Genomic DNA, 8,247 nt, shown 5'->3' on the forward strand with positions numbered 1-8,247 from the left:
CCGCCGCGGCGCCGCGGCCCGACTCGGTGACCGCCCAGGCGGCCTGGCCGTGCATGGCGGTGCGCAGCGCGTCGGGGATCGAGCGGTAGACGGCGGTGGCGATCAGCGGGTGCACGAACTCCAGGTCGCCGTCGGTCCCGAGGCTGCCTGCGGGCTCGGTGTCGGCGGTCAGGATGCGGGCCACGCCGAGCAGTTCGGCGCAGCGGAGCGCCTCGTCGCGCTGCATTCCGGCGAGTTGGGCGGCGAGGTCGAGGGAGATCTCGGTGCCGAGGATGGCGGCCGCCCAGGCGAACCGGGTGGCGTCGATACCGAGCCCTTCGAGGCGGGCGACGAGTCCGCGGCCGCGCGCCGAGCGGTTCAGGGCGCGCAGTTCGGCGGCGGACGACTCGACCGGTTCGAGTCCGCTGTCCTGGACCTTGGCGAGGAGTTCGACCGTCTCGTACGGGTTGCCGCCGGTGACCGCCCACACCTCGCGGCAGAACGGGGCGTCCGCGTGCGCCCCGACCGTGGCGTGGGTCAGTCCCGCCGCCGCGTCGGGGGTGAGCGCGCTGAGCGTGGTGACCGGGCGGGCCGCGGCGGCGACCGCTTCGAGGTGGCGGGCGCGCTCGCCGGTGACATCGCCGGGGCGGCGGGCGACCACGACGAGGACGGGCAGGTCGTCCAGGCGCTCGGCGAACGCGCCGAGCCAGTGCAGGGTTTCCTGGTCGGCCCAGTGCGCGTCGTCGATGACGAGGACGAGCGGCCACTCACGCTTGGCGAGCCGCCGCACGGCCGCGACCAGGCCGTCGCACACGCCCTGCGGGTCGGCGGTGCGCTCGCCCGGGTCCGCTATGCCGAGTGCGGGGCCGGCGATCTCGTACCAGTCGCCCAGGTATTCGCGCGCCTCCTCAGGCATGAGCGAGAGAAGGGCGGGCTGGAGGAGCTGTCGTATGACGTTGAACGGCACGGAGGTGACGGTCTCGCCGCCGCGGGCCGACCACACGGTGCAGCCGCGGGCCTCGGCGATCCGGCGGGCCTCCGCGAGGAGCGCGGTCTTGCCGATGCCCGCCTCGCCGCTGAAGACGAGCAGACTGCCCGAGGTCGTGGAGTCCGCGCGCAGTGCCTCCACCGCCCGTTCGACGCGGGTGAGTTCCGCGTCGCGCTCCCACAGGGAGGCCGTGGCGGCCGGTACGGCCGGTCCGGGCCGTGCCTCCGTCATCCCGCTACCTCCCCAGGTCGCCCAAACGACGTACGGATATCGAGCGTAGCGGCACGGAAGCCGATGTGGAGGCGGGTCCGGGCACCTGTTGCCGAGACGAGTGACGGCAGGTGTCCGAAGGCGACGCGGCGACGCGCCCACCGGCCTTTGTGAAAGTTATTGACCGTCAGCACCCGCCGAAATGAAGCTAACTTTCAGACATCGCCCGCTGCGGACCGATGGGAGGAATCGACATGGGCACCCCCGTGCACGGCCCGGACCTGCGCGCCGCCCGGCCCGGCCAGTCCCGCCGGGCCCTGCTGGCCGGCTCGGTGGGCAACTTCATCGAGTGGTACGAGTTCGGTGTCTACGGCTACTTCGCGACGGTGATCGCCGCGCGGTTCTTCACCCCGGAGGGCGGCAGCGAGGTCGAGGGCCTGGTGAAGACGTACGCGTCCTTCGCGCTGGCCTTCTTCTTCCGGCCGGTCGGCGCCGCGCTGTTCGGGCGGCTCGCCGACCGGATCGGGCGCCGGCCGGTGCTGATCCTGGTGATCGTCCTCATGACGGGTGCGACCACTTTGATCGGTGCGCTGCCCACGTACGCCACCGTGGGGGCCCTCGCGCCCTGGCTGCTCACCCTGCTCCGCGTGGTCCAAGGCCTGTCCGCGGGTGGGGAGTTCGGCGGCGCCGTCTCGGTGATGACGGAGTTCGCGCCGCCGGGCCGGCGTGGACTGTACGGGTCGTGGCAATCGTTCACGGTGGCCCTGGGGCTGCTGGGTGGCGCGGGGGTCGCGGCGCTGCTGGCCGGCGTGCTCAGTGCGGGGCAGTTGGGCGACTGGGGCTGGCGGCTGCCGTTCCTGCTGACGCTGCCACTGGGGCTGGGCGCGCTGTGGCTGCGGCTCCGGCTCGACGAGACGCCGGCGTTCGAGGCGGAGGTGGCCTCCGAGGCGGCCGGGAGCCCTCCCGCGCGCGAGGTCGCCCGGGCCGTCGCCCTGGGTGCCGGGCGAGTCATGGGCTGGGCGGCGGCCGGCTACACCTTCCTCGTCGTCCTGCCGTCGTATCTGCAGAGCACGCTGAACGCGAGCTTCCAGCAGGCGCTGCTCGCCACGGTGTTCGCCAACCTGGGTTTCGCCGTCACGATCATCCCGGCGGGGCTGCTCAGCGACCGGATCGGGCGGCGGGCGGTGATGCTGCCGGGGGCGCTGCTGGTGGTCGTCCTCGCGGTTCCGCTGCTCAACCTCCTTCAGGACACCGGCGTTTCGACCGGGGCGAAGGGGGTCGCCGTGTTCGGCGCCGGAGCGGTCGGGGGACTGATGGCGGGCCCGGGCCCCGCGATGCTCGCCGAACTGTTCCCGACCAGCGTGCGCTGCACGGGCCTGGGACTCGCCTACGCCCTCTCCAATGCCGTGTTCTCGGGCTGCGCCGGCCTCATCATCACGGAAACCGTGAAGCGGACCGGAAACGTGGACATCCCGGCGTACTACGCGGTGGCGACGTGTGCACTGAGCGCGCTGGCCCTTTCCGTGGCTCCGGCACGCCACGGAGCGGGCGGGAAGGGCGAGTTGACGGAATGCTCGTGAGCGGCCCGAGGCGCGACAGGCTCGAACGCCACGGACACGGCGGCCGCGCGCTCACCGTGGGGCGCCTTCGGCTAACCAAAGCTGCTGCGAAGAAGCCAACCCCCGCAGGAAAGGCAGGTTGACCCCATGCGCGTGATCGGCCTGATGTCCGGGACGTCGTACGACGCCATCGACGCGGCGGCGGCTGAACTCGCCCTCGACGGTGACACCTTGACGCTGCGGCCGCTCGGGCTGGTCAGTGAGGTGTACGAACAGGATCTGCGTGACGCGCTCGCGGCGGCGCTGCCCCCGGCGTCCACCACGCTCGCGGAGGTGTGCCGCCTGGACACCCTGATCGGGCGGGCGTTCGCCGCGGCCGCCGTGCGGGCGAACCGTGAACTGTGCGACGGGGACGCCGAGTTGGTCGCCTCGCACGGGCAGACCATCTATCACTGGGTGGAGGACGCCCGGGTGCACGGCACGTTGCAGATCGGGCAGCCCGCATGGATCGCGGAGGCGACCGGGCTGCCCGTGGTCGCCGACTTCCGCCCGCGTGACATCGCCGCCGGCGGGCAGGGCGCTCCCCTGGTCAGCCTGGTGGACCTGCTGTGGCTGCGCGGCCGGCCGGGCACTCCGGTGGCGCTGAACCTCGGCGGCATCGCCAACCTGACGGCGCCGGACGGCACCGCCTTCGACACCGGGCCCGGCTGTGCGCTCGTCGACGCGGCGGCCCAGGGCTTCAGCGGCGGGCGTCTGGCGTACGACGTGGACGGCGCGCTGGCCGCCCGCGGCCGAGTGCACCGACCGCTGCTGGACCGGCTGCTCGACGAGCCGTACTACGCGCGCCCCGCGCCCAAGACCACCGGCAAGGAGCTCTTCCACCTCGGCCACCTGCACGAGGCGCTGGCCGGTGTCGGGACGCTGCCCGCCGAGGACGTGATCGCGACGCTCACCGCGCTCACCGCCCGGACGGTCGCCGACGCCGTGCGCGGGGCGGGCGCGACGGAGGTCATCGTCTCCGGCGGCGGCACCCGCAACCCCGCGCTCATGGGAATGCTCGGCGCAGAGCTGCCGGGCGTGGCCCTGCGCAGCTCCGACGAACTCGGCCTGCCTTCGGCCGCGAAGGAGGCGTACGCCTTCGCCGTCCTCGGTTTCCTCACGCTGCACGGACTCGCGGGCACCGAACCGACGAGTACCGGAGCCCGGCATCCGAGTGTGCTCGGCTCGCTCACCCCCGGGCGGGAGGGGCTGCGGCTGCCGCCACCTGCGCCGAAACCGCCGGTGCGCCTGGTGTTGGAGTGACGATCCCCTGGTTCGGCCGGGTGGCGCCGGTGAGGCCTCCGGACGCGGCGAGGGGAGATCTCCTCCGTCTCCGCCCGGAGTCCTCTCATCCGCCTTTCACCCACACCTCATACGGTGGGCACCATGACGCAGGTGACTCCCCCCGGCTGGTATCCCGACCCCGGGCAGACAAGTGACAGCCCCGCAAGCGAGCGCTGGTGGGACGGCAGGGCATGGACGGAACAGACCCGCCCCGTCGGGTCGGCCGCCGCGTGGGGTCCCCCGGCGCACGCGCCGGCCACCGGACCGTATCCGGACGTCGTTTCCTTCGGTGCCCCCGGTCCCGGTGCTCCGGGCGCACCGCGGCGCGGCCTGCGGACCGGCATAGCCGTCGCCGCGGCCATCGCGGTCCTCGCGGGCATCGGCGGCGGCGTGTACGCGCTGACCAAGGACGACGGCGGCAGTGGCAACACGGCCAACTCCCAGGGACCCGGCGGGCAGAACGGCCAGGGCGGTCCCGGTGGCAACCAGGGCGGTACGGGTGGTCCGGGCGACGGCCAGGGCGGCACGGGTGGCGCTCCCGGTGGCTCCGGCGGAACGGGCGGCAGCGGCGGCTCCGGCGGCCAGAGCCCGGCGCCGGGCCAGTCGGGCGGACCGCAGATCGAGGACGGCTACGCCACCGACGCCGTCAGCGGCATCAGCATCCCGGTTCCCGACGGCTGGGCGGGCGGCACCACCGCCGAGGGCGCCGGGGTGTCGACCACCGACACCTACCCGTGCCCCGGCGCCACCTCGGAGAAGTGCCAGCGCGGCGGGGCGTACTCGGCGACCGCCGAGACTCAGAAGCTCAAGGCCACGACGGCCGAGGCGGCTGCCAAGGAGGACATCTCCAAGAACGCCACCGAGTCCTACGGCAAGGGGTACGGCAAGATCACCTCGCACACCGAACTGGCCTCCAAGGCGGTCACCGTGGCCGGCGAGAAGGGCTATCTGGTCCGCTGGAAGGTCGTCACGAGCAAGGGAGACGACGGCTATGTCGAGTCGCTGGTCTTCCCCTCGCCCGTGGACACCAAGTCGCTCGTCGTCGTCCGCTTCGGCGTCGACGTCAGCTCCAAGGCACCCGAGCTGTCGGTGATCGACACCATCACCAAGGGGATCAAGGAGGCGTCCGGGGCCGGCGGCAACGGGGAGAACGTGTAGTCCGCGCCCCGCTAACCCGCTTCCGCACCCCGCAAAGAGTTCGGCCGGGTGGGGCGCCTCTCCGCTCAAGAGAAGCCCCACCCGGCCGGGGGTGCGCGCCGCCCCCGTCCCCACGGTGCGGCGCGAGCAGGCCTCCGTCCGGGTCTCCCGAGGACGGCGGCCTGGGTCTCAGGTCAGGCCCAGTGCCGGGATCACGACCGCCTCCACGAACTGTGTGAGATATGCCGCATCCGCGGGCTTCCCCACCAGTACCGGACGCACCCGCAGGGCACCGAAGAGCATCCCGGGGACGTACTCCAGCGCCGGGTGATCGGCGGCGATCTCGCCCCGTTCGACCCCGCGGCGGATCATTTTCTGGATCGCGGCGACCTCGGGCTCGACAAGCGCCTCGCGCAGCGCCTGCTGCAGTTCCGCGTCCTGCAGCACGGCATGACCGAGGGCCTGGAAGAGGCTGGTCGTGTCGTTGCCGGACCATTCGCACGCGGCCCGGGCCACTTCGCGCAGGTCACCGGCGAAAGAGCCGGTGTCGATTCCCTCGAACCGCACGCACCGGTTGGCGCGCAGCGCAGCGGCCACGAACTGCGGCTTCGTCTTCCACTGCCGGTAGAGCGTGGACTTGCTGCAGCGGGCGCTGGCGGCCACGCCCTCCATGGTCAGCGCGTCGTAGCCGTACTCACGGATGTGTTCGATCACGGCGTCGTAGAACTCCTGCTCACGCTCGGGCGTGATCTTGGAGCGGCGCGAGGCGGCGACCGTCTCCGGTCCCTCCGCTGCCTGCGACGTCATGGCTCGTCTCCTCGTTCGTGTCGGGGTGCCGGCGACGGTGGTCGCTCAGTTATTCCCAGTGTACCGAATCGATACGTTGGTGTACCGATACGTCAGTGTACCGATACTCCTTCGTTTCGGTACACTGACGTATCGATGAGCCTTGGACAGGACCCACTCCCCTGTCGAGTGGACCCTTTCCTGGGCTCACCACGCATCACCCCACGCAAGAACACAGCAAGGGGGCCGGGGGATGGAATCCCGAACCGAGCCTGCAGAACCCGAGTCGGACGGGGCCATACGGCGGCCGTCGTCGCGGAACACCGCCACGCGGCCGCCGACCCGGAACACCGAGGCGACTTCGTCGTCGCCACACGACAGCGCCGTACGACGGTGGGCGGGGCGCTCAGCCGTACGACCGTCGGCGCACGACACCACCGATCGCCCGCCGCTGGTGCGTGAGCTGCTGCTCGTCGTGGGCCTCTTCGCCGTCTACGAGTTCGGCAGGCGGCTGGGCACCGGCCACACCGGCGAGGCCTTCCGCAATGCCAACCGCGTGTGGGACCTGGAGCGGGCGCTGCACCTGCCGGGCGAGGGCGCTGTGCAGACCGCACTGCTGCACAGCGACACCCTCGTGCACATCGCGAACACCTACTACGCGACCGTGCACTTCCCGGCCACCGCGGCCTTCCTGGTCTGGCTCTACCTGCGGCGCCCGACGCACTACGTGTGGGCCCGCCGGGTCCTCGCCCTGCTGACCGCCGCCGCCCTGGTCCTGCACCTCACCTTCCCGCTGGCCCCGCCGCGGCTGCTGGCCGCGGCCGGCCTGGTGGACACCGGGCAGGTCTACGGGCCGACGGTGTACGGCGGGGCGCCCGCGACCGACTCGATGGCGAACCAGTTCGCGGCGATGCCCTCGCTGCACTTCGGCTGGGCGCTGATGGTGGCTATCGGCCTGATCGCCGCGACCCGGTCGCGGTGGCGCTGGCTGTGGCTGCTGCACCCGCTTCTCACCCTCACGGTGATCGTCGGCACGGCGAACCACTACTGGCTCGACTCGATCGTGGCGACCGCACTGCTCGGCATCGCGCTCGCCGTGATCCACCTGCCGCACCGCACGGCCACCACCGCGGGGCGCGCGCAGGAAGTCGCCGGCGCCGACGACTCCGTACGGGAACTGCCTGAGCTCGTGGGAGCCGGACGATGAACACCACGCTCACCGCCGTCGTCCTCTCCCTGTTCTCGGCCGTCGCGTACGCCGCCGCGGCCGTCGCCCAGGAGCGGCTCGCCTCCCGCAACACCGGCGCGGGCACGCTGCGGCTGCTCGCCACCGGGTCCTGGTGGTGGTCGGTGGTGCTCAACGCGTCCGCCGCGCTGCTGCACGTCGCCGCGCTGAAGTACGGGACGCTCACCCTGGTCCAGCCGCTCGGCGCGCTCACCCTCGTGGCCGCGGTGCCGCTCGGTGCGCGAGTGGCCGGGCGGCGGGTCAGCCCGGTCGAGTGGCGCGGTACGGCGCTCACACTGATCGGCCTGTCCGCGCTGCTCGTCACGGCGTCCGGGCCCGCGCCCGACACCGTGCTGAGCGTGCCGGAGGCGCTGACCGTCGCCGCCACGACGGCCGCCGTCATCGGTCTCCTGTCGCGGCCGGGCACCCGCCCGGGACTGCGGCACGCGACGGCCTCCGGGTTCGCGTCCGGGGTCGCCTCGGCGCTCACGCAGACCGTGACGGTGGCGGTGACGGACCGCACCGGCCCACTGCTCAGCGTCCAGGTGATCGTGGTGGCACTGCTCGTCGCGGCGTTCGCGGCAGGTGGGCTGCTGCTCTCGCAGACCGCCTACAAGGGCGGCCTCGGCGCGCCGCTCGCCGTGGTGACGCTGGCCAATCCCATGGCCGCGGTGGTGATCGGTCTCTCGCTGCTGGGCGAGCGGCTCCAGGGCGGCGCGGCGGGCCTGTTGCTGGCCGCCGGCGGCGCCGCCGTGGCGGCGTGGGGCGTGGTGACGCTGTCACGGTCGGCGCCCGAACCGGCCCTGGCCGAGCGGGTCCCCGCCGGACGGATCGTGGCCGGATCGGGCATGACCGAACCGCTGGTGACCGAGCCCGTCGACGACGAACACCCGGTGGCCGCGGTCCTCGCGCTGCAGCCCCGAACAGCGCCCTACGAGCCGTCGATGCTGCCCCAGCAGTCGACACCCTCGACCCCGGGACACCTCACCCCGCTCTGAGATCCCCCGCGCACGACAGCGGGGGGGGGCCCGTGCTCCGTG

The 8,247-nt window shown here is 72.9% G+C and carries 7 protein-coding genes; 5 read left to right on the plus strand and 2 right to left on the minus strand.

From position 1 onward, the window contains the following. Positions 1–1,198: AAA family ATPase (locus tag ACN6LB_RS45165; protein WP_445031011.1), on the minus strand; the 1,198-nt coding region annotated here is incomplete at its 3' end. Between the two features lie 233 nt (positions 1,199–1,431). On the opposite strand from ACN6LB_RS45165, the gene ACN6LB_RS45170 reads away from it, so the two are divergent. From ACN6LB_RS45170 to ACN6LB_RS45180, 3 genes are all read left to right on the plus strand, one after another. Continuing rightward, positions 1,432–2,757, plus strand: coding sequence for an MFS transporter (locus tag ACN6LB_RS45170; RefSeq protein ID WP_445031012.1), 1,326 nt, complete (start codon positions 1,432–1,434; stop codon positions 2,755–2,757). A gap of 126 nt (positions 2,758–2,883) precedes the next feature. Beyond that, positions 2,884–4,038 (plus strand): anhydro-N-acetylmuramic acid kinase, encoded by a 1,155-nt coding sequence (locus ACN6LB_RS45175; RefSeq protein WP_445031013.1) that lies wholly within the window; start codon positions 2,884–2,886, stop codon positions 4,036–4,038. A gap of 123 nt (positions 4,039–4,161) precedes the next feature. Further along, positions 4,162–5,217, plus strand: a complete 1,056-nt coding sequence (locus ACN6LB_RS45180) for a DUF2510 domain-containing protein (RefSeq protein WP_445031014.1) — start codon at positions 4,162–4,164, stop codon at positions 5,215–5,217. Positions 5,218–5,385: 168 nt separating this feature from the next. Here ACN6LB_RS45180 and ACN6LB_RS45185 read toward each other — a convergent pair whose 3' ends face one another. After that, entirely contained in the window at positions 5,386–6,003 is a 618-nt protein-coding gene (locus tag ACN6LB_RS45185) for a TetR/AcrR family transcriptional regulator (RefSeq protein WP_356146897.1), read from the minus strand. Positions 6,004–6,235: 232 nt separating this feature from the next. On the opposite strand from ACN6LB_RS45185, the gene ACN6LB_RS45190 reads away from it, so the two are divergent. Continuing rightward, the gene (locus tag ACN6LB_RS45190) at positions 6,236–7,189 is read left to right on the plus strand and encodes a phosphatase PAP2 family protein (protein ID WP_445031015.1); all 954 of its coding nucleotides are present in this window, start codon (positions 6,236–6,238) and stop codon (positions 7,187–7,189) included. Further along, positions 7,186–8,205: a hypothetical protein gene (locus tag ACN6LB_RS45195; RefSeq protein WP_445031016.1), complete on the plus strand. Its 1,020-nt coding sequence runs from the start codon at positions 7,186–7,188 to the stop codon at positions 8,203–8,205. The genes ACN6LB_RS45190 and ACN6LB_RS45195 overlap by 4 nt, the downstream gene beginning before the upstream one ends. Positions 8,206–8,247: the final 42 nt, after the last annotated feature.

This window comes from Streptomyces sp. SAS_270 (assembly GCF_052543295.1).

What these genes read in the sequence shown, in the direction of transcription:
- ACN6LB_RS45170 (WP_445031012.1), top strand. Translation starts at nt 1,432, where the DNA reads ATGGGCACCCCCGTGCACGGCCCGGACCTGCGCGCCGCCCGGCCCGGC.
- ACN6LB_RS45175 (WP_445031013.1), top strand. Translation starts at nt 2,884, where the DNA reads ATGCGCGTGATCGGCCTGATGTCCGGGACGTCGTACGACGCCATCGAC.
- ACN6LB_RS45180 (WP_445031014.1), top strand. Translation starts at nt 4,162, where the DNA reads ATGACGCAGGTGACTCCCCCCGGCTGGTATCCCGACCCCGGGCAGACA.
- ACN6LB_RS45185 (WP_356146897.1), bottom strand. Translation starts at nt 6,003, where the DNA reads ATGACGTCGCAGGCAGCGGAGGGACCGGAGACGGTCGCCGCCTCGCGC.
- ACN6LB_RS45190 (WP_445031015.1), top strand. Translation starts at nt 6,236, where the DNA reads ATGGAATCCCGAACCGAGCCTGCAGAACCCGAGTCGGACGGGGCCATA.
- ACN6LB_RS45195 (WP_445031016.1), top strand. Translation starts at nt 7,186, where the DNA reads ATGAACACCACGCTCACCGCCGTCGTCCTCTCCCTGTTCTCGGCCGTC.